At 63.5% G+C, this 16,797-nt stretch carries 15 protein-coding genes and 1 pseudogene; 5 read left to right on the top strand and 11 right to left on the bottom strand.

The genetic code is table 11. The annotated features are described in order from the left end of the window. Positions 1-74 precede the first annotated feature (74 nt). The 5 genes and pseudogenes from BDOA9_RS15010 to BDOA9_RS14995 form a co-directional block, all read right to left on the bottom strand. Positions 75-1,232 (bottom strand): GGDEF domain-containing protein, encoded by a 1,158-nt coding sequence (locus BDOA9_RS15010; RefSeq protein ID WP_025034764.1) that lies wholly within the window; start codon positions 1,230-1,232, stop codon positions 75-77. Between the two features lie 125 nt (positions 1,233-1,357). Next, positions 1,358-2,638, bottom strand: a complete 1,281-nt coding sequence (locus BDOA9_RS40025) for a TRAP transporter large permease (RefSeq protein WP_244521584.1) — start codon at positions 2,636-2,638, stop codon at positions 1,358-1,360. Between the two features lie 219 nt (positions 2,639-2,857). Then, positions 2,858-3,334 (bottom strand): annotated as a pseudogene (locus BDOA9_RS40020) (TRAP transporter small permease); the annotation flags it as partial. 149 nt (positions 3,335-3,483) lie between these two features. Beyond that, positions 3,484-4,485, bottom strand: coding sequence for a DctP family TRAP transporter solute-binding subunit (locus BDOA9_RS15000; RefSeq protein ID WP_025034762.1), 1,002 nt, complete (start codon positions 4,483-4,485; stop codon positions 3,484-3,486). 191 nt (positions 4,486-4,676) lie between these two features. Further along, positions 4,677-5,447: a methyltransferase domain-containing protein gene (locus tag BDOA9_RS14995; protein WP_025034761.1), complete on the bottom strand. Its 771-nt coding sequence runs from the start codon at positions 5,445-5,447 to the stop codon at positions 4,677-4,679. A gap of 147 nt (positions 5,448-5,594) precedes the next feature. Here BDOA9_RS14995 and BDOA9_RS14990 point away from each other — a divergent pair, with 147 nt between their 5' ends. The 3 genes from BDOA9_RS14990 to BDOA9_RS14980 all read left to right on the top strand — a co-directional run bounded on the left by BDOA9_RS14990 (position 5,595) and on the right by BDOA9_RS14980 (position 7,200). Next, on the top strand, positions 5,595-6,338 hold the full coding sequence (locus BDOA9_RS14990; RefSeq protein WP_025034760.1) for an SDR family NAD(P)-dependent oxidoreductase: 744 nt from the start codon (positions 5,595-5,597) through the stop codon (positions 6,336-6,338). Positions 6,339-6,478: 140 nt separating this feature from the next. Continuing rightward, entirely contained in the window at positions 6,479-6,910 is a 432-nt protein-coding gene (locus BDOA9_RS14985; RefSeq protein ID WP_025034759.1) for a pyridoxamine 5'-phosphate oxidase family protein, read from the top strand. A gap of 14 nt (positions 6,911-6,924) precedes the next feature. Beyond that, the gene (locus BDOA9_RS14980; RefSeq protein ID WP_025034758.1) at positions 6,925-7,200 is read left to right on the top strand and encodes a hypothetical protein; all 276 of its coding nucleotides are present in this window, start codon (positions 6,925-6,927) and stop codon (positions 7,198-7,200) included. A gap of 304 nt (positions 7,201-7,504) precedes the next feature. Here BDOA9_RS14980 and BDOA9_RS14975 read toward each other — a convergent pair whose 3' ends face one another. From BDOA9_RS14975 to BDOA9_RS14955, 5 genes are all read right to left on the bottom strand, one after another. Continuing rightward, positions 7,505-8,308 carry an AraC family transcriptional regulator gene (locus BDOA9_RS14975; protein WP_025034757.1) on the bottom strand — a complete coding sequence of 268 codons (804 nt, stop codon included), beginning with the start codon at positions 8,306-8,308 and terminating at the stop codon, positions 7,505-7,507. 149 nt (positions 8,309-8,457) lie between these two features. Continuing rightward, positions 8,458-8,916, bottom strand: a complete 459-nt coding sequence (locus BDOA9_RS14970) for a hypothetical protein (RefSeq protein ID WP_025034756.1) — start codon at positions 8,914-8,916, stop codon at positions 8,458-8,460. 80 nt (positions 8,917-8,996) lie between these two features. Then, positions 8,997-9,680 carry a Fe2+-dependent dioxygenase gene (locus tag BDOA9_RS14965; protein WP_025034755.1) on the bottom strand — a complete coding sequence of 228 codons (684 nt, stop codon included), beginning with the start codon at positions 9,678-9,680 and terminating at the stop codon, positions 8,997-8,999. Between the two features lie 5 nt (positions 9,681-9,685). Next, positions 9,686-12,079 (bottom strand): TonB-dependent receptor, encoded by a 2,394-nt coding sequence (locus BDOA9_RS14960; protein WP_025034754.1) that lies wholly within the window; start codon positions 12,077-12,079, stop codon positions 9,686-9,688. After that, on the bottom strand, positions 12,076-13,050 hold the full coding sequence (locus BDOA9_RS14955; protein ID WP_025034753.1) for a tetratricopeptide repeat protein: 975 nt from the start codon (positions 13,048-13,050) through the stop codon (positions 12,076-12,078). Before BDOA9_RS14955 ends, BDOA9_RS14960 begins: the two co-directional genes overlap by 4 nt. Positions 13,051-13,452: 402 nt before the next feature. Here BDOA9_RS14955 and BDOA9_RS14950 point away from each other — a divergent pair, with 402 nt between their 5' ends. After that, positions 13,453-13,875 carry a hypothetical protein gene (locus tag BDOA9_RS14950; RefSeq protein ID WP_025034752.1) on the top strand — a complete coding sequence of 141 codons (423 nt, stop codon included), beginning with the start codon at positions 13,453-13,455 and terminating at the stop codon, positions 13,873-13,875. A gap of 14 nt (positions 13,876-13,889) precedes the next feature. On the opposite strand, the gene cax is transcribed toward BDOA9_RS14950, so the two are convergent. Continuing rightward, complete coding sequence (gene cax, locus BDOA9_RS14945; protein WP_025034751.1) at positions 13,890-14,993, bottom strand: calcium/proton exchanger; 1,104 nt, start codon at positions 14,991-14,993, stop codon at positions 13,890-13,892. A gap of 411 nt (positions 14,994-15,404) precedes the next feature. On the opposite strand from cax, the gene BDOA9_RS14940 reads away from it, so the two are divergent. Beyond that, positions 15,405-16,793, top strand: a complete 1,389-nt coding sequence (locus BDOA9_RS14940) for an MFS transporter (protein ID WP_025034750.1) — start codon at positions 15,405-15,407, stop codon at positions 16,791-16,793. The last annotated feature ends 4 nt before the right edge of the window (positions 16,794-16,797 follow it).

The raw sequence follows: 16,797 nt of genomic DNA, 5'->3' as shown, positions 1-16,797 counted from the left end.
GATTGCCATTGGAGGCGACGAAGGAAATGGAGCGAGATGCCTTCTCCCTTCCCCGCGAGGAGAGGGTACGTCGTTCAAGCAGCGACGCCTTCAACGGCATGGCGCGATACCGTGGCGTTGTCTGCCGCTCGCAATTCGCTGGCCAGCACATAGCCGCCACGATTCTGCTTGGCCCGATAGAGCGCCTTGTCCGAGCGCGACAATAGCGCCTCTGCGGTTCGGCCATCGCCCGGTGCGACGGCAACGCCGACGCTCGCCCCGAGATCGATCACCTGTCCGTCGACCTCGTATGGCGTGCCGATCGATTGCACGATCCGCCGTGCCATCGCCTCCGCGTCGGACGCGGAGCGCTGCACCACGACGAACTCGTCACCGCCCATGCGGATCACGAGGTCGTCAGGCGCGGCCAGCGCCTTGAGCCGCCCGGCGACCTGCTTCAGCAGCGCGTCGCCGGCGGGGTGGCCGAACCGGTCGTTGGCTTCCTTGAAGCGGTCGAGATCCAGGGTATGGACGGCAACCATCCCGGCCGCGAGCATGGCGGGCAAGTCCGTCGCCAGCACCGAGCGATTGGACACGGCGGTCATCGGGTCGATGCGCGACAGCTGCTCGAACTGCCGCTTCAGCGTGATCTGGTTGATCGAGGCGTTGAAGCTCAGGCGCACCATCTCAAAGCTCGCAACGACATACATGAGAATGAGGAGCCCGAGCCCGGCATGGCGCAGATCAGGCTGCATGAAGGTGACGATCGCGGTGGGAGCGGCGATCGCGACGAGATCGAGCAGCGCCGCGACAGGACGCAGCGCCAGCCGCGCCACCACGCCGGCGCCGAAGCCGAATCCGATGCCAATCGCCATCACCGAGCAGAGTGCATCGCCCAACATGATGCTCCGCGCGGCGAACACGCCGAGCACGAGGGCCGTCACGACGGTACCGGCAATGTAGCGCTGTTCCCATTGCACGGCCTCGGCCCGGCCGAGCTGCGGTGGGCGCGCAAGGCGACGACGGAAGGCGAAGATTTCAAGCAGGCGGACAACGGCCACCGCGACACCGGCGACCGTCAGGACTGCCGTGACCATGTCGCCGGTCTCGTAGGTCGTAATGGCGCCGACCATCATCTGACAAGCGGCCGCGAGCACGGTCGGCATCGTCGTGCCGTGAAGGCCCGTGATCACTTCCAAATGGACGGCGTCGGAAATCGACGCCCGTCCGGATTCCATTCTGTTGAACAACATGCCAGCCCATCCGCTGGCATGTTCCTACCGCATTTCCGTAAAACGGGTTCTCCGCATGAATGCAGCATTTGAACGCACGGGTTTACCGCGCGTTAGCCATGTCCCTTGGCGTCTCCGCCCCCAACCTACATCCCCAGCATGCGCGGCAGCCACAGCGACAGGCCGGGCCAATACGTCACCACCACGAGGAAGCCCAGCATCGTCAATAGCCACGGCCACACCGCGACCGTGAGCTCGGTGATCCCCATCTTGGCGATGCCCGAGGCGACGTAGAGGTTGAGGCCGACCGGCGGATGGCAGAGGCCGACCTCCATGTTGACCGTCATCAGGATGCCGAAATGAATCGGGTCGATGCCGAGCTTGACCGCGACCGGAAACAGGATCGGCGCCATGATCAGGATGATCGAGGACGGCTCCATCACGTTGCCGGCCACCAGCAGCAGCAGATTGACGAGCAGCAGGAAGCCGATCCACCCCAGGCCCTGGTCGATCATCCATTGCGCCAGCGCCTGCGGCACGTTCTCGTAGGTCATCAGGAACGAGAACAGCACCGCGTTGGTGATGATGTAGAGCAGCATCGCCGAGAGGTTGGCCGACGACAGCAGCACGCGCGGCACGTCGCGCAGCTTCAGGTCCTTGTAGATGAACACCGCGACGATGAAGGCGTAGACCGCGCTGACGGCGGCCGCCTCGGTCGGCGTGAACAGGCCGCTGTAGATGCCGCCGATCACGATCACGATCAGGAGGATGCCCCAGATCGACTTGCGGAACGCATCGAAGCGCTCGGCGAAGGTCGCCTTCGGCATCCTCGGATAGTCGTTGCGCCAGGCGCGATAGAATGTCGTCGCTCCGAGCAGCGAGGCGAGCGCAAGCCCGGGCACGATGCCGGCGATGAACAGCTTGCCGACCGAGCTGTTGGTGGAGACGGCGTAGAGCACCATCGGGATCGACGGCGGAATCAGAATGCCGAGCGAGCCGGACGTCGTGATCACACCCGCGCCGAACCGTTTCGGAAAGCCTTGCGCGATCATGGCGGGCAGGATCACCGAGCCGATCGCCACCACCGTGGCCGGCGAGGAGCCGGAGATCGCGGCGAACAGCGCGCAGGCAACCACGCCCGAGAGCGCGAGGCCGCCGTACCAATGGCCGACCAGGGAGGTTGCGAAGGTGATCATCCGTCGCGCCACGCCGCCATGGGTCAGGAAGTTGCCGGCGAGGATGAAGAACGGGATCGCCATGATCTCGAAATTCTCGATGCCGGTGAACAGCTTCAGCGCCACCGATTCGGTTCGCACGTCGGTCAGCGTGAACATGAAGCTGAGCACGGTCAGGCCCAGCGCGATCGAGATCGGCATGCCCGTCAGCATCAAGGAGATCAGAAGGGCAAAGACGATGAAGACGCGCAGGCCCTGCGGCAGGGCGATGATGTGGGCCGCGTGCGCGAAGCACAGGGCGACGATCAGGACCGGCAGCAGCATCAGGATCCAGCCGAGCGGGCTGCGCTCGTCCCGCACCACCTGGGTCGGCGTGACCGGCGCCGGATGCACCGGATCCGCCTCGACGCCCTCGACGCCCGCCATGTCGTGATGCGGCAGCTCGCCGGTGCGGTAGAACGACCAGGCGACCTGCAGGAAGCGGAAGCACATCAGGCCGGAGCCGAGCGGGATGGTCAGATACACCATCCACATCGGCGCTTCGAGGTCGTTGGACTGCTGGCCGCTATGCCACATGTGGCTGACGAAGGCGGCTCCGAAATAGCCCACGATGGCGGTGAACAGCGCACCGCACAGCAAGCCGAAGGTGATGATGCGGCGGCGCGAGCCGCCGGGCAGGATGTTGACCAGCACGTCGACGCCGACATGGATGCCGGTCCGCACGCCGTAGGCGGCGCCGAACTTCGCCATCCAGATGAACATGTAGATGCAGAGCTCCTGCGCCCACGACAGGTCGAGCGCGGCAAGCCAGGCGAACGTCGCGCGCGCGGGCACGGCGAGGAAGGCCAGGTTGCGGGCTTCCGCCCATTTGGCGATGTCGATCGACAACCCGGCGCCGTAACGGTGCAGCACCGCAACGAAGATGAGCGACGTCGCAGCCGCGATCATCGTCGCGATCAGCCATTCCTCGAGATGATCGAGAAAACGATTCAGCACACGCAGCAACTTGGTCCCCCCGGATGAAATCGTTCAAGCGCAACGGCCGGGAGCCCGATCGCCCCCGACCGTTGGTCGTGTTGTTATTGGGGCGCAGCCCGTCAGTTCATCTTGACGTCGAGTTCCTTGGCGACGAGATCGAGCACCTCCTGCCCGACCCGCCCCTTGGCCCATTTATAAGTCGGCTGCATCGCCTCCTGCCAGGCCTTGCGGTCGGCCTCGGTGAGATAATGCAGGCTGGTCTTGCCGGTCTTCTTGATCTCGGCCAGCGCCTCCTCGTTCTCCTGGCGCGCGATCGAGTTGGTGTAGTCGGTCGCCTCTGCCATCGCCTTGTCGAGCTGCGCGCGGATATCGGGCGGCAGGCCGGACCAGAATTTCGAGTTGACGATGACGGCATACTGCAGATGCGCGTGATAGGACACGGTGATGTCCTTCTGCACCTCGTAGAACTTCTGCGTCAGATAGTTGGACGCCGTGTTCTCGCAGCCGTCGACCACACCGGTCTGCAGCGCCTGGTAGACTTCCGAGAACGCCATGATCTGCGGAATCGAGCCCATGATGCGGAGATATTGGTCGGCGACCTTCGACCCGGAGATGCGGAACTTGAGACCCTGAAAATCGGTCGGCTTCAGCAAGGGGCGGTTGGCGGAGAGCATGTGGAAGCCGTTGTCCCAATAAGCGAGGCCGATGATGCCCTTGGCCTCGAGCTTCTGGAACAGCCACTTGCCGACCGTGCCCTTCATCGCGTTGGAATAGGTCACGTCGTCCTTGAACAGCCAGGGCAGGTCGAGCGCCTCGAACTCCTTGATGCCGAGCGGCGCGAATTTCGCGGTCGAGGGCGCCAGCATCTGCACCGAGCCGAGCTGGAGCGCCTCGATCTCCTCCTTGTCCTTGTAGAGCGTGGAGTTCGGATAGACTTCGACCTTGACCTTGCCGTCGGTGTATTTTTCGGCGAGCTCCTTGAACTTCAGCGCGCCCTTCCCTTTCGGCGTGTCGTTGGCGACGACGTGGCTGAACTTGATGACGATGGGGCTCTGGGCCTGGGCAATCGCAGGGGCCATGAGAATGGCCACGGCGGCAATCGCAAAGAGCAGCTTGCGCATGAAGAACCTCCCAACAACCTCTAAAACCGGGTCTTTTTTGTTTTGCCTGTCAGTAGTGGCAGCAAACCGCCAGCCGAACAACTAGACCTAAGCCCAATTTTTCGCAGGCAAACTATCTTGGCGGCGACCGGATGCGCAACCCGGCCCCGCTCCCACCGAGCAAATGTTCATGCCGCATTGCGGCAGTGCCATCAGCCTTTGCGCTGGGCGACCATGAAGAGCCGCCGGAACGGGAACAGCGTCTGCCCCGCCGCATTCTTCGGATAGGCCTTGGCGACGCGCATGCCGTAAGCGGCTTCGAACGCGGCTTTCTCCTCGCCCTGGAGAACGTCGAGATAGCGCGTCAGCCAAGTGCCCTTGGTCCATTCCTTCACGGGATTGTCGCCTTCGAGCACCTGCAGATATTCGGTCTCCCAGATGTCGATGTTCGCCGACAACGGCGCGAGCAGATCGTGATAGAAGGCCGGCCCTTCCACCGGGGGTGGAGTGACGAGATGCTCCACCTTGGACCGCCAAGGGCCGTCGAGCGCGGTCTCGCCGATCAGCACATGCGACGGCGCGAGGAAATTGCGCGGCATCTGCACCGCGAGCATGCCCCCGGGCGTCACCCTCTCCACCAGCGACGGAAACAGTGCCGCATGATTGGGCAGCCAGTGCAGTGCGGCATTGGAATAGATCAGGTCGTACTGCCTGCCGGGGCTCCAACGGCCGAGATCCTCATGCGACCATTCCACGTCAGGGGCGGCCTTCCGCCCCGCCGCGACCATCTCCGCCGAGCCCTCGACAGCGGTCACGCGTGCCTCCGGCCAGCGCTCCCTGATCAATTTGGTGACGTTGCCGGCGCCGGCGCCGAGATCGGCGATCGCGCGCGGGGCAAAATCCGGAATCCGCATCAACAGGTCGACGGCAGGCCGGAGCCGATGGCCGGAGAACTTGAGATATTGCTGCGGATCCCAGACCATCGCTCAGGCGCCTTTTTCTTTTTCGTGTTTCCTTCAACGTCGCTCTTGGTTACCACTGCTCGTCCCGCCCAGGCAATTCGCAAGCCCGGCGGGACGGGCAGGAAACGAACACAACAAGCAAGAATCAAAACAAGAGAGCGTGCGACCATGGACCTCGGGCTCACATCGAAAACCGCTGTCGTGACCGGCGCGAGCATCGGCATCGGCCGCGCCATCGCCAAGGGCCTCGCCGCCGAAGGCGTGCGCGTCGTCGGCGTGGCGCGCCGCACCGATCTCCTCGCCGAGTTGGTGAACGAGGTCGGCGGCGGATTGATCATCCCGTTCGCGCAGGACGTGATGGCCAAGGACGCCGCCGAAAACATCGCGGTGTTCGCGCTGAAGCAGCTCGGCCATGTCGACATCCTCGTCAACAATGCCGGCGGCAGCCGTCCCCTGCCCGTCGATGCGCCCGACAGCAAATGGGACGAGGCGATCGCGCTCAACTTCACCAGCTACCGCCGCATCGCGCACGCACTGCTGCCGCAGATGATCGAACGCAAATGGGGCCGCATCGTCAACATCACCGGCAAGTCCGAGCCGGAAGGCCTCAACGCCGCCTTTGCCGCGAAAGCCGCCGTGCACGCCTGGGCCAAGGGGCTGTCGCGCGAGATCGGCAAGCACGGCATCACCATCAACTGCATCCCGCCCGGCCGCATCATGAGCGAGCAGATCCGCCGCAACTACCCGCCGGATTATCGCGAGCGCTTCGCCGAGGAGGAGATCCCGGTCGGCTATTGGGGCGAACCGGATGATCTGGCCGCACTCGCGGTGTTCCTGGCCTCGCCGGTGGCGCGCTACATCACGGGCACGGTGATCCCGGTGGATGGGGGGCTGAGAAGGTATCAGTTCTAGGAAGTCATGAGATGCGTTCGGCATTGAAGAGCGTGAGCGTTGGATCGGCCTCTTGATGCTCCTGGCGCGCACGTCGTCCCCAGCTTCAGGGAACATGGGCCCAATCCAGTCGTTGCCTCCGCTCCACTGGAGGAAGGTTCATGCCCAAGACATCGCTCGCCGAAATCTCAAAGGAAATGGCCGGCATCGAGATCGCCATTCTCTCGACGCACACCGAGAACGGCGAGATTGCCAACCGTCCCATGAGCAACAACGGCGACGTCGCCTACGACGGCACCTCGTACTACTTCACCTACGAACAGGCGCGGACGGTATCGGATATCCAGCGAAATCCGAAGGTCGCGCTCGGATTCTCATCGGAGGCGGGCCTATTCTCGAACGGAATCTACGTCGCGGTCGAAGGGACTGCCGAGCTGATCCGCGACGAGGCCGCCTTCCAGCAGCATTGGACCAGCGACCTCGACAAGTGGTTCGACAACGGCATCGATACGCCGGGCATCGTCCTGATCAAGGTCAAAGCCAACCGCATCACGTATTGGACGGGCCGCGAAGAGGGTGAGGTCGTGATCTGACCGACGCGGTGATCGTGCGCCGATTGCTCGATTGGTTCTTCAGGAGCCGCGAAACCGGTGCCATCACCATCGCGCAATGGCCCAACCTCGTTCTGTGGATCGTGATCGTCGCGGGCCTTCTGCTTTGGATCTGGCCCTCCGCGGGACGAGCCAGTGTCGCCCTGACAATCGTCTTGAAGGGCGGACTGATGATTTGGGGCGCCGACGAGATCATCCGCGGCGTGAATCCCTGGCGGCGCTGCCTCGGCGCTGCGGTCGTCGTCTACGAGCTCTTCAGGCTTGTGCCGTAAGGCGGTTCGACGAAGCACGCGTAACCTTCGCGGTTTGCTACTCCCAGCGCGTCGCGCCGCCATGCACCCGGCCCGACGCCGACGACCGCCGTCGATAGCGGCCCGGGATTGGCATGATTTCGCGCGGCCGATAGCCTACCGGAGCGAGATCGAAGGGCACCGTCCGTCACCCCTGCCCCGCCGGCGGCACCACGTACAGCGTTAGCCCGTAGGATGGGTAGAGCGTAGCGAAACCCATCGACAGTATTCGACGCAAAGCGTGATGGGTTTCGCAAGTGCTCTACCCATCCCGGGGCTCTCGGAGCTACAAGGGTCGTCTGCTCATCGCAATTGTGCGATGTTCGGTCAGATACCGAACCGGAGGTTTCCCCAAAGTCTTTCGGAACATATTGACGAAACTGCTTGCGTTCTCGTATCCGAGTTCCAGGGCGACTGTCTTGACACTTTCGCCGCTCGCCATTCTTTGCAATGCCAGGATAACATGAAGCTGGTGTCGCCAACGTCCGAAACTCATCCCGATTTCCTGTACGAGCAGGCGGCTTAAGGTGCGCTCGCTCATGCCAAGCGAACTTGCCCAGTTCCTGAACGAGGTCTTTGCGCTTGGGTCGGCTATCAGCATCTCCGCCAGACGTCGAAGGCGCGCCTCGCGTGGCATCGGTAGGTTCATCTCACTGATCGGCGCATCGGACAGTTCGTCCAGCAAGGTCATCACCAGTCGATCCTCGCGACCTCCGAGCGGATAACACGCCGGAAGTTCAGCCGCTCTGAGGATCAGCTCCCGGATCAAGGGTGATATCGAGATGGTGCAGCACGTCTTCGGGAGGCCCGTGGCTGCGCCCGGCTCAATATACAGGCAGTGGCATTCTACGAGACCGGCGCCACGAGCCGAGTGCGCCAGTTGGCCGGGGATCCACAACGCGCATCCCGGCGGAACGAGCCAAACGGTATTGGCCGTCTCGCAGCAAAGAATGCCCCGCTTGGAGTACAGTAATTGAGCTTTGCGATGCTGGTGCCGATCAAAGGTCCAATCATTCGACAGCGTTTCGCTTCGGGATGCAAGGTCGCGGGGGACGCGGTCGATGTCGGTGTCAACAAAGCGATGAAGCATCTCGGCGCCTTCAAAGTCTTGAGTCGGCGACTTGCCCGCCGAGATGTTCGACCTCGACCATCGCAAATCGACGGGGGCGCGACCATCCTAAACGCGGCTCTTTTGAGCTAATCTAAAACCGGCTGTCGTGGGGCGCCCTTGGTGTTGGCTCAGATGTCGGATTCATTGACAAGGCTTGCAGAGACATCCGTAACTCGCAGCAGCCGCCAGGAGGCGCAAGCTGCACAAGCTCCGGGCAGAGCTACAGCGATGATAGCTGTCGCCGTTATATGAAACCCGTCGCGCACGCCGTCGAAAACGCCGCCCAGGACGCTGGTGACCACCAGAAAGGTACCCAGAAGGAAGGAACCAAGAATGGCGGCGCGCCGCCGTGTGACGAGAGGAAGTAGGGCGGGAATGATCCATATCGAACATGCGATGCCAAAGTACCAAAGAGCCATCGCATCGAATGCGGCCGACGCCGCGCCGGAGCCGTCGATTTGTCGGTTAACGAAAGTGAGGATCTGGATGGCTGCGTAGATCGTGTTTCCGGTCCCACAGACCAGCCACAGAAATGCTACCTTCTGACGACCAAGTGAAGCCGGGAGTTCGTTCATGAGGTCGGTCATCGTCGTCACCTGGAGTAATTGGGTCGGGAATGGAGAGTTTGATCGGACCGCTACCTTCATTCAGAGCGTGCGCTCCGGCGTCACAGCTCCGCCCACCGTCTCAGAAGATTGTGATAGACGCCGGTAAGCATGAGGATGCCTTGCGCATCGCCGGCCACGGATCTGCGCAAGTCAACAATGCCACGGTCGAGATCATAGAGCGTCGTGCGAAGCCCCTCGTCCTTGATCATCGACTGGGTCCAGAAGAACGATGACAAGCGCGCACCTCGGGTGATCTCGCTCACACGATGCAGACTTCCCGCTGGATAGAGGACCATGCTGCCGGCCGCCAACTTTACGGCGTGAACGCCGTAACTATCCTCGATGATCAGTTCGCCGCCGTCGTAGTCATCGGGCGCTGTGAGGAAAAGGGTTGAAGACAGGTCGGCGCGCATTCGGATGCCGAGTCCAGGCGCGGATCGCACTGCGCCATCGACATGGGCATCGAAGAACATCCCGGTGTCGTATCGATTGAAAAGCGGCGGCAGGACCCGCAACGGCAGAGCGGCACTGTTGAACAGTGCATTCCGGCCGAGAGCTCGCAGGATGATGTCGCCGGCTTCGCGAGCCTGAGGCGCCCCTTCAGGGAGTTGAACATTGCGTTTGGCGAGCGATGCCAGCTCACCCGCAGTTGCCCGTCCATCGACCCAGTCGGCGGCTTCGATGATGCTGCGTATGGACTTGACTTCGTCGGCGGATAATAGGTCCGGGATTTCGATGAGCATTTTCTTCAGAATCTGATTGCCGCGGTAAGGGTGAAGCTACGGCCCGCCACTGGTGTCGCGTAGCCGTTTCCGAAAGCCGAGCTGTAGGTCAGCTTGTTCGTGAGATTCGTAACCTTGAGCGCAAGGTGGTGCCGCTCGTTGGGATCGTAGGAGAGCATCCCATCGATCGTGGTCGCCGCCGGGATCACCATCGAATTGAGGTTGTTGAGGTAATAGTCCGAACGATAATTGAGCCCACCTCCGACAAGCATGTGACCCGGCACGTTTGGCAGCAGGGGAGCGATGTCATATGTGGTCCAGATCGCCAGGCCATGTTGCGACACGTACGGGACCCGGTTGCCTGCCGCCGACACCGGCGTGAAGGGACTGATCGACGATGCGATGATCTTGCTGTCCATGTATGAATAGGACGCCTGCACATCCCAGTTCGTCGTGAGCTTGCCGGTCAATCCGAGCTCAACTCCCTGGACTTGCACCTTGTCGTCGGTCGTCGTCTGTATCCCCGATGCCTGGTCGGTATAGGAAGCGTTGTCCTTCTCGACGCGGAACAATGCTGCCGTCGCGCCGAGGCGGCCCTCGAACAGGCCCCACTTCGCACCTACCTCGAAGGTCGTATCCGCTTCCGGCTGGAGATTTGCAGCGCTTGGCGCCTGAGACAGGCCGAGCGATGAACTCAGCGACGTGATGTTGTTGCCCGGCGGCGTGAATGAACGCGCATAGCTGAAGTAATAGCTCTGATGCGGGGTGGGCTCGAAGATCAGGGATGCTTTTGGGCTGGCGAACTCGGTCGTCATCGCGAGTGGAGATGCGCCGACCCGACCGTCGACCCGATAGTGATCCCATCGAACGCCCGCAAGGATCGACAGCGTGGGCGTCAACCACATGCGGTCACTTACAAAGGGGCCGATATCCCAGCTCGTGGCCGACAATTGATTGCCGGGCGCTACCGTCAGTGCAAAGCCGGGTGAGTTCGCAAAAACCGGGCTGAGCAGAGTCCCTGCCGGCTCGGGGCCTGAAGGAAGGTAGAAGCCGGTCGCCGCATGTTGAGAATAGACGTCAAAGCCGACGACGAGCTTGTGCCGAAACGGTCCGGTATCGAAACGCATCGTAGCAGTCGTGACGTTCTCCCCGCCGTGACTGACCTGCTTCGTCCCGCCGACGGACCAGATTGCGTAGGGCGTCGCCAGATTGCCGGCGAGAACGTCCGTTGCGCAGCTGCTTGGAAAAGGGAAGCCGGGAGAGGCGCAGAGCGCGGGCGTAAACTTCATGTCACGTGTGTAGTAACCGACACGCGTGTCGTTCGTTATCGTGAGCCAATCGCCGAATTCGCCCTTGTAGAGAGCGGTTGCAACGTCGGCCGTCGCGCGGTCGCGATCACTTTCCCGGCCGAAATAGTTCGAGCGGGGAACTCCGTACTCCGTCACGGGCTTCCCGACGACGCCCGGCGCGCTGACGATCGGAACGCCGAAATCGGGGCGTTGAACGCTGTCCTGATGCAGATAGTTGAAGATCAGGGATTGCTCGGTGCCGAGGCCAAGTCCCAGCGAGCCGAGGAAGCCGCCCCGGTGGGAATAGACATGGTCACGATCGACGACATCCTGCCCGTTCCCCATGGCGATGAATCTGAGCGCCGTCGTGTCATTGATCTGCTTGTTGATGTCCAGGATGCCGCGTCCGTAGGGGCCCGTCCCAGCCGAGGCCTCGAACGTTGATTGGTCGCCGAGATGGGCCTTCTTGCTCTCGATCTCAATGACGCCGCCGGTCGTTCCATTGCCGAAGCTCTGTGACGAGGGTCCTTTCAGCACCAATACGTTTTCGGTCGCGAAGCTGTCGCGCACATAGGAGCCGAAGTCGCGTAAGCCGTCGACGTACACGTCGCCCGAGGCGTCAAAACCCCGGATGCGGAACTGATCTCCGTTGATGCCACCGCCGCCTTCTCCGGTGGAGACGGTGATTCCCGGTACATATTGCAGCACCTGGTTGATGGTGGTTGCCTGCTGCTGCTCGATCACGAGGCGCGGTATGACGGTGACGGTTTGCGGCGTGCTTTGCAGCGAATCGGAAAGACGGCTGAGACCAGTGGTCCGCTGCAGCGAATTCCCAGGCGAAACGGCCGAGGACGCAGCCTGCGGAGGCGATTCGGCCGGTTTGCTCCGATGGCTGGCCGAGACAGGTCTCGAGGCCGGCTTCGCGTCGGCGTTCGACGCTCGTCGCCGCTTGGCAGCAGGAGCCCCCACCTCGACCGGTGGAAGCGTGGTAGCCTTGTCCGCAGGCGCCGACGTTGGTTGATTGTTCTGGCCTTCCGCGTTGGCGGCGGTAACGAATAGGAAGCCGTTTGCAAGGCTCGCTGTCGCCGCGAGTCCGGAAAGTGCTGGTCGCAAGGTTTGGATGGTGGTCACAGAGCCCCCTCTGAGTACGCTGATGTCGCATTGGATGGTCTTGCAATGCGGCGTGAAATGGCTTCGAAACGGCAAGAGAGAATGCCAACCAGACGTCCGCCGATCGACGTCAGCCGGTACCGCGGCTCAGCCGGATGTGTTTCGGTTGCAGGTTGCTCGGAGTGGCGCTTGGCTGGTTCGCGCTGCGAACCCGTCGTTGCAGCTTCGCCGACCGCAGAGGCATAGGCCACGACATCGGCCGCACGGCCGGAAGCTGCTACGCGTTTGAGCGCTTCGAGGCCATGACGGCGTATGGCAGGTTCGCTGCGCGCCAGCAACAGCGGCGCGATGCGCCGGCGGAATCCGTCGTCGCTACCGGCGACCGCCCGTTCCAGCCAAGCATCGGCAGCGGACAGGTCACCGCCTCCAAGCAGGATCGTGGCCAGATTGTACTGGGCCCAATGATCGCCAAGCACAGCCGCGCGCCTGTACCAATGCAAGGCACGTTCTGGATCGGCCGGCACGACCCAACCTTCTTCAAGAAATCGGGCGAGAGAATTCATTGCCTTCAGGTTTGCCTTGGAAGTGCCGCCTTCCGCCGCTGCCCGAAAGAGCTCAAAACTCCGCGGCCGATCCGCCGGATTGCCGCCGCGCATCAGCATCTGCGCCAGATTGACCTGGGCCCAGACGTGGCCGGCTGCTGCAGCCAATTCGAAAAATTCCGTCGCGAGCTTCGGGTTTGGCTCGACACCCCAGCCTTGTTCGTAGCATCGGCCAACCATGTTTTGTCCGTCGGGGTCCCCGGATCGGGCGGCACGTTCGAACCAGACGAAGGCAGCCGCCGGATCCCGCGCGATCCGCGTCCCATCGAGGAGCAACTGGCCCCATACGATCTGCGCGGGAGAAATATCGGCCTCGGCTGCTGCCTTGATCCACTGCGTCGCATCGTGGGGATTGCTGACGAGCAGCTCACGCAGCTGTGCCTTGGTCAAACGCTGGGCGCGAATTTGGAGGAGTGGTCGGGGCAGGGCCACCGAGGCGTAGGGGTTAGGAGGCCTATTGGACGGGCGCTCGGGAACAGCTCTGGGCTGCAGGTGGATTGGCATCGTGCTTCGCTTCGTGCTGGCCGCGGCTTGACGGAATGGCTACAGCAGCCGGGTGTGGCGCTGCATCGTGCAATCCCGCCAGACCATTGCTCAATCCGGCCAACGGCCAAGAATCCTTCCAGAATGCCACCGCGCCCCGGCACAGCCGGAGCCAGCGTCGCGATTGGCTGTTTTCGGCAACGCTTTGGCGCTGCCGGTGAATGCGCCGAGAGATCGGCTCGACTATCGTCACACGCCATGCTCGCGCGGGTCGAACCGTCCTGCGCCAACTGACCGGTAGGGTTGAAAATGCTGTTGAACGCTGCGACTTTTCCGATCGTGAGGCTGACTTACGACCAGGGCCCTTCTGGAACGGCGGACGAGGCCTTCGCCGCGTTCGAAGCCTTGCTCGATCGTGCCGCGCCCTTCGTCATCATAGGGCAAGGGGCAAACGCCGAAATCGCCGAGCACGAGCACGATGCGGGTGAGCAGAGAAGGCTTGCGCTCTGGTCAAAGAAGCACAAACCGCGATTGCGCGAATTTGTGAAGGCCCTGATCTATATTGAGCCCTCGCGGGCGAAGCGGATCGGCATGAGAGCCTTCCAGATCATGTCAGAGAAATTTTGGGGATACCCGATGTTGGTCGCCGCTTCGGAGGCAGAGGCGCTGGAGATGGCGCGAGGGTTGCTGAATTCTTCGTCCCCAAGCGGGAAGGTCGGTGAGGCAAGCTGAGGACCTGTCGACCGTCATCCCTGGCCCGCCGGCGGGACCACGTACAGCGTCATCGCGAATACCGCATAGATGAAGATCATCAGGGCGCCGACGAACCAGGCCGAGCGTCCGCTGGCCGTGATGAAGGCCGACGTCACCGTCGCGATCATCACCATGGTGACGGCGCCCGGCCAGAACTGCAGGTCCATCGGCTTCGGCCCCACGACATAGCTGAGCAGCACCAAAGCGGGCGCGACGAACAGCGCGATCTGCGAGGCGCTGCCGAGCGCGATGCTGACGGCCATGTCGAGCCGGTCCTTGCGCGCCGCAGCGAAGGCCACCGCGAATTCGGCGGCGGCGCCGACCAGCGAGACGACGATGAAGCCGACGAAGGCCGGGCTCATTCCGAAGGTTTCCGCCGCCTTCTGCACCGATTCCACGAAGATCTCGCTGACCAGCGCGACCAGCACGGTGACGACCAGCAGCGTGGCGACGGCCGTTCCGATCGGCCAATGCGCCTCCTTGTCGTCGTCGCCGTGACCGGCGCTTGCGAACAATTCCTTGTGCGTTCGAAGCGAGAACAACAGGCCGAGCCCGTAAGCTGTGATGAGCAGCACCGAAATGCCGAGGCTGAGCTTGTTGAGGATGTCTCCGCCCTGCGGCAGGTGCTCGAGATCGGCGACCGCCGAAGGCGCAAGCAGCGCGACGGTCGCCATCAGCAACAGGCCGGACGAGAGCCGCGCGCCGGCGCGGTTGTACTCCTGCACGTGATGGCGCAGGCCGCCGAGCAGCAGGCAGGCGCCCAGCATGAACACCGCGTTGGTGACGATCGCGCCCGCGATCGAGGCCTTCACCAGCATGTACTGGCCGGCGCGCAGCGCCGTGATGGCAATGATCAGCTCGGTCAGATTGCCGAGCGTTGCATTGAGCAATCCGCCCACGGCATCGCCGGTCTTCGCGGCGACCGCCTCGGTGGCATGGCTGAGCAGCGCCGCCAGCGGGACGATCGCCAGCACCGCGAGCACGAACAGCAGCGTGTGGGAATGCGGCGCCACCGCCTCCGCCACCAGCACGATGGGCACGAAGGCCAGCATCCAGAGCAACGGGGTATTCCGGATTTCCCTGAGCAGGGTCTGCATGTGGCCGCCCTTCCATCGATGCGCTGATGGAAAGGTCGGGCGGCCGAGCAGGTCGAGTGTTGATCTGTCTCAACGTCGGCGTGGTGGAGATGGCGCGCGCAGGACGCGACTGCGGCCTGCTCCCGGCCCGATCGCTGGCACATTGGCATCCTGCCAGGTGTTTTGCCCGACGGGTCAATCGCGCCGCACCCCGGTGCGATACGACCGGAAAATGCCTTGTCGATCAAAGGGCCTCCTACTGTGCATGGGGTTGTTTTTCGACTTTTTTGTTTTGTCCTCGCCCTGCGCTCGCAGCCCAGCTCCATCGCCTGTCCGTCGCGCATGGACAGCATGCAAGCTTGCGCCTGTGGAAGCCGGCGCCGCCGTAGTACATGCCGAACGTCCCGCCGCCGGAGCAGCGCGCCAACGACAATGACAATCACGTTACCTGCCGCCGCGCGCGAGCCCGCTCCTCCCACCGCCGACGGCCTTCCGCCGACGCAGCGGCGCTGGGCGGTCGCGGCGATCTTCACGGCGCTCGCGATGGCCTCGCTCGACACCGCGATCGCCAACATCGCCCTGCCCGCCATCGCCGCCGACCTGCACGTCACGCCGGAGCAGTCGGTGTGGGTGGTCAATGTCTACCAGATCGCGCTGGTGGCGACGCTGCTGCCGCTGGGGGCGCTCGGCGAGATCGTCGGGCATCAGCGCATCTATCTCGGCGGCCTGATCCTGTTCACCATCGCCTCGCTGTTCTGCGCGGTGGCGTGGTCGCTGGACAGCCTGTTGCTGGCGCGCACGCTGCAAGGCCTGGGGGCGAGCGGCATCATGAGCGTCAACACGGCGCTGGTGCGCTTCGTCTATCCCGGCCGCATGCTCGGCCGCGGCTTCGGTCACAACGCGCTCGTGGTCGCGACCGCCTTCACCTTCGGACCCTCAATCGCCTCCGCCATCCTCGCGTTCGGACCCTGGCCGTGGCTGTTCGCCGTCAACATCCCGTTCGGCCTCGTCGCCATCGGCATCGGCTTTGCGATGCTGCCGAAGACCCCGCGCGCCGATCACGGCTTCGACTTGCTCGGCGCGATCCTGGCCACCGCCTGCCTCGGCCTGTTCATCACCGGCATCGGCAGCGCCGCGCACAACCTGTCGCCAATCGTCGTGGGCATCGAGCTGGTCACCGCCCTCGCGCTTGGCGTGGTCCTGACGCGCCGCCACGCCGATCATCCCGCGCCGATGCTGCCGATCGACCTGTTCGCCAGGCCGATGTTCGCGCTGTCGGCGGCGACGGCGGTGTGCTCCTTCGCGGTCCAGGGCCTCGCCTTCGTCTCGCTGCCGTTCTATTTCGAGGACGTGCTCGGCCGCTCGCAGGTCGAGACCGGCTTCTTCATGACGCCGTGGCCGCTGGTGGTCGGCATCATGGCGCCGATCGCAGGCAGCCTCTCCGACCGCCATGCCGTCGGCCTGCTCGGCGGCATCGGGCTCGTGCTGCTCGGTCTCGGCATGGCGCTGCTCGCGACGCTGCCGGCCAACCCTGCCATCCCCGACATCATCTGGCGGATGGTGATCTGCGGCATGGGGTTCGGTTTCTTCCAGGCGCCGAACATGAAGGCGGTGATGGCGAGCGCGCCGCCGCACCGCAGCGGCAGCGCCTCCGGCATCGTCGCCACCGCGCGCCTGACCGGGCAGACCACCGGCGCGGCGCTCGCCGCCGCCTGCTTCGCACTCGCCGGCCACGAGGGCGCGACGTTGGCGCTGGCGCTCGGTGCGGGCTTTGCCGCGCTCGGCAGCGTGATGAGCTTCCTGCGGCTCGCGGTGAAGTAGGCCG

The sequence above is a fragment of the Bradyrhizobium sp. DOA9 genome (assembly GCF_000617845.2).
Lineage (GTDB): Bacteria > Pseudomonadota > Alphaproteobacteria > Rhizobiales > Xanthobacteraceae > Bradyrhizobium.
The sequence above is the reverse complement of the archived record's forward strand: the minus strand, read 5'-3'. Positions and strand labels throughout refer to the sequence as shown.

Excerpts from the sequence above, each read along its gene's own strand:
- BDOA9_RS14990 (WP_025034760.1), top strand. The coding sequence starts at position 5,595 with ATGGACCTCGGGCTCACATCGAAAACCGCTGTCGTGACCGGCGCGAGC.
- BDOA9_RS15010 (WP_025034764.1), bottom strand. The coding sequence starts at position 1,232 with ATGTTGTTCAACAGAATGGAATCCGGACGGGCGTCGATTTCCGACGCC.
- BDOA9_RS14970 (WP_025034756.1), bottom strand. The coding sequence starts at position 8,916 with ATGACCGACCTCATGAACGAACTCCCGGCTTCACTTGGTCGTCAGAAG.
- BDOA9_RS14975 (WP_025034757.1), bottom strand. The coding sequence starts at position 8,308 with ATGCTTCATCGCTTTGTTGACACCGACATCGACCGCGTCCCCCGCGAC.
- BDOA9_RS14950 (WP_025034752.1), top strand. The coding sequence starts at position 13,453 with ATGCTGTTGAACGCTGCGACTTTTCCGATCGTGAGGCTGACTTACGAC.
- BDOA9_RS14940 (WP_025034750.1), top strand. The coding sequence starts at position 15,405 with ATGACAATCACGTTACCTGCCGCCGCGCGCGAGCCCGCTCCTCCCACC.
- cax (WP_025034751.1), bottom strand. The coding sequence starts at position 14,993 with ATGCAGACCCTGCTCAGGGAAATCCGGAATACCCCGTTGCTCTGGATG.
- BDOA9_RS14985 (WP_025034759.1), top strand. The coding sequence starts at position 6,479 with ATGCCCAAGACATCGCTCGCCGAAATCTCAAAGGAAATGGCCGGCATC.
- BDOA9_RS15000 (WP_025034762.1), bottom strand. The coding sequence starts at position 4,485 with ATGCGCAAGCTGCTCTTTGCGATTGCCGCCGTGGCCATTCTCATGGCC.
- BDOA9_RS14965 (WP_025034755.1), bottom strand. The coding sequence starts at position 9,680 with ATGCTCATCGAAATCCCGGACCTATTATCCGCCGACGAAGTCAAGTCC.
- BDOA9_RS14995 (WP_025034761.1), bottom strand. The coding sequence starts at position 5,447 with ATGGTCTGGGATCCGCAGCAATATCTCAAGTTCTCCGGCCATCGGCTC.